Source organism: Methanobrevibacter sp. (assembly GCF_017447225.1).
GTDB lineage: Archaea > Methanobacteriota > Methanobacteria > Methanobacteriales > Methanobacteriaceae > Methanocatella.
The window spans coordinates 1-3,033 of sequence record NZ_JAFSNZ010000057.1 but is presented as its reverse complement, the minus strand read 5'-3'; the positions used below and the strand labels follow the sequence as shown (position 1 = coordinate 3,033).

1 protein-coding gene and 3 rRNA genes are annotated in these 3,033 nt (G+C 34.5%); 3 read left to right on the top strand and 1 reads right to left on the bottom strand.

Annotation, left to right across the window (positions count from 1 at the left end; translation table 11 throughout):
- From IJQ68_RS05495 to rrf (IJQ68_RS05485), 3 genes are all read left to right on the top strand, one after another.
- Window positions 1–309 (top strand): 23S ribosomal RNA (locus IJQ68_RS05495); the annotation flags it as partial.
- 127 nt (window positions 310–436) lie between these two features.
- Window positions 437–554: ribosomal RNA gene (gene rrf, locus IJQ68_RS05490) — 5S ribosomal RNA — on the top strand.
- Between the two features lie 64 nt (window positions 555–618).
- Window positions 619–736 (top strand): 5S ribosomal RNA (rrf, locus tag IJQ68_RS05485).
- Window positions 737–771: 35 nt separating this feature from the next.
- Here rrf (IJQ68_RS05485) and IJQ68_RS05480 read toward each other — a convergent pair.
- Window positions 772–3,033 (bottom strand): carboxypeptidase-like regulatory domain-containing protein (locus tag IJQ68_RS05480; RefSeq protein ID WP_292798006.1); only part of this gene is annotated, 2,262 nt, incomplete at its 5' end.

Below are 3,033 nucleotides of genomic sequence, written 5' to 3'. Positions count from 1 at the left end.
GACCGTCGTGAGACAGGTTGGTTGCTATCTAATGGATGTGTTAGTAGTCTGAGGGGAAGGTGGCTCCAGTACGAGAGGAACGAGTTGTCGGCGCCTCTGGTCGACCGGTTGTCTGATAAGGCATTGCCGGGCAGCTACGCGCTAGGTGATAAAGGCTGAAAGCATCTAAGCCTGAGGTATCCCCTGAAAATAGATTGCTTTTGAGGACGCGAGTAGAAGACTTGTTTGATGGGGTAGGGATGTACGCTTCGAGGTTTTTTTTCCGAGTTGTTTAGTCCGCTACTTCCAATTGTTCGCTTGCATTATTTTAATTTGTTAGTAGGCTGTAATTCATTAATTAGTATTATGGTTTGGTAGCAATTTGGTTAGGTGTTAACAGTTTGGGTGAAAGTCGCACGTTAATTTTAATATCAATCTCATAAGTTTGTATATTTAGTTTTGCGGTCATAGCATGGGGGTTATACCTGGTCTCGTTTCGATCCCAGTAGTGAAGTCCTTTTGTGTTTTGTTTGTGTACTATGGTTTTCTATGGGAATTTCATTTCGCTGCAAGCTTTTCTATATACAAACTTTTATTCTTACTTATTACTTATTTTAATCATTTTCATTTAGTAATAGGTTTTGCGGTCATAGCATGGGGGTTATACCTGGTCTCGTTTCGATCCCAGTAGTGAAGTCCTTTTGTGTTTTGTTTGTGTACTATGGTTTTCTATGGGAATTTCATTTCGCTGCAAGCCTATTCTAATTAATTATCTAATTTTAAAAAAAGATGTTAATTCACTGTTATTTTATCTGATTTTGAATACTGATTCCAGTATGTGGTAATGATATATTCTCCTTTCATCAGATTAATTTTTAATTTTGCTTCTCCATTTATGTCGGTGGTTCTGTTATATAATACTCCATTGATATTTAATGTTAAATTTTCATTAGGTGAAGCATTTCCCGTTTCGTTTAATATTTTAACTTTGAATTCACTTCCATCCCTATACTGCAGGGATAAATCCTCCGAGATTATTCTTTCAAGCACATTTATTTTATTGGATAGTGATGCACCATTGTACTGTGCGGTTATGATATATTGACCGGGTTTTAAGTTAATATTTAATTTAACAGTTCCATTTTCATCACTGGTTCGGTTGTAGAAAACTCCATTAATGTTAAATGTTACTGATGCATTTTCAAGGGCATTTCCTTGACTGTCAAGTACTTTGAGACTATATTGTGAAGCGTTTTTATAGTATTTTACCAAATCCCTATTTTCAACCAGAATTGGTTTTACAACTACTCTATTGCTAGTTCGTTCTTCTGTATCTGTGTTAATGGAAGTAATTATATATGTGCCGCTTTTTAAGTTAATATTTAGGGTTGCAATCCCATTATCATCAGTGGTTCTGGTATATATCACACCATTTATATTGAATTGGATATTTGAATTCTTTAATGTTTTCCCGTTTTTATCTAAAAATGATGCATGAAACTGTGTGGCATTCCTATAATATTTTTCAATATCCTTACCGAATGTTGTAGGATTTATTGTTATTTTTGATGTGTTTAGACTTTTACCGAATTTTCCATTATAATTAATTGTTGCAATATATTCTCCACTATTTAAATTTATTGCAATTGATGCAGATCCCTCTTGTGAAATCTCGCGGTAATATGTTATTCCATTAATAGAAATGCTTATTTTTTCACCAACTAATGCCACACCATATTTATCTTTCAGTTCAATATTTAATCTCTGAGGTCCTCCTTTGAATTTATTCAAATCATCCACATTAATTTGTGTTCCATAATCTGTAATGTAATATCCTACATCAGTCTCTTCACTCATCCCATCGATATACGCATGAACATTATGATTTCCTATGTTATTTGTTTTTATCGTGATTATTATGTCTCTGTTGTCCTTTGCCGCAGGTATTGCCCAGTATAATGTTTTCTGCTGCTGGTTATATGAATAAGTTCCGTGTGATGTCACTGCTGTTACAAATTCGGTGTCTTCATTCAGATTAAACACCATTGTTCTTCCGCTGACCAGATGTTTTACTCTATAATATATTTGAATTTCATCTCCGATTAAAGCAGTTTTATCGCTTCTGATAACCTGAATCACAGGACTCAGTCTTTGATTTTCAAAAATATGGCTTCCAACAAACATCTTTCCAGGATTTTGAGGAATGGTGCTTGGCGGATAATATTGGCCTTTAAAATAAAAATGAGTTATATAATTGGCTGTACTTCGCCCTACATTGCGCCCGTTATCGTTTGTTGCAAAAACATCAACTCCGTAATATACTCCGTTTTCAGTATCATGGCTTTTATAATCATAAGTCATGATGCTTTTCCTGTGATATCCTGAGCTTTCATATGAGCAGATTATTATTATTGCATCTACAGGATTTGAACTGTATCTGTTATAATTTACTTTATAATAACTTGAATAATAATTTGGAACAACCAGACACTGTCCTTTTTGCAATGTCCCGGTTAAATAGGTATTTGAAAATGCTATGCCATATCTTCCATCAGGGGATTTTATAACAAAATGCCCATATCCGTATCTTGAAAGTATATTTTTTATCTGGGCGAGGTAATTTGGTGAAATGTCATTATTCAGTATCATTGTAGCGGCAATCTGTTCTATAGTTCTTGATGAATCGTTATACTGGCTTCCCCCTTCACCTACCACCCATCCGCTTTCAGTAATTATTCCATGGAAAAAGTATTCATGTGGTGTGTCAATTTCCTGTTTTAATATGTTAATTCCGTTCCAGTTTTGAGGATTGATTTCTATTCCGTTCCCGTTCATCTGTCCGTCCTGTCTAAAAGCAAACACTGTTTCATCTTCTTCCTGAATGATTAAAGAACAGCATTCACAGTTGGACGTGTTAAACTCTTCACCGTTCACTTCCTCATACACTATTTCATCATCAATTACTATTTGAGAATCATTTAAAATAAATTCGTTAGATGAGTTTATGTTTTCAGCATTTACTGTCGTGACGCATAATATTAATGTAAATAATAT